This window comes from Lacrimispora sp. 210928-DFI.3.58, assembly GCF_020554865.1.
GTDB lineage: Bacteria > Bacillota > Clostridia > Lachnospirales > Lachnospiraceae > Enterocloster.
Map to the genome: position 1 here is coordinate 1 of NZ_JAJCIC010000133.1, position 258 is coordinate 258.

The 258-nt window shown below is 46.9% G+C and carries 1 pseudogene; it reads right to left on the reverse strand.

The annotated features are described in order from the left end of the window. A pseudogene (locus tag LIZ87_RS23020) lies at positions 1 to 115 on the reverse strand (electron transfer flavoprotein subunit beta); the annotation flags it as partial. Positions 116 to 258: the final 143 nt, after the last annotated feature.

Sequence of the window (258 nt, forward strand, 5' to 3'; positions counted from 1 at the left end):
CGTCATCCGGGTTTAAGATGCTGGGCACCCCGTCACGGATCAGGGTTCCCTTTACTGGATCGATCTTTACTTCATTGGTATCTGGTACTTGCTTTACGCAAACTAAAATCTTCATTCTATCTTTACCTCCTCGCTATGAGTACTTAGCGCCTGTCTTTTAGGCGCTTACGTACGATGCATTCCACTGGCACACATCCACATATTATTTCTTAAGCAGCTTTCCGCTGATCACCATCTGCTGTACCTGGCTGGTTCCCT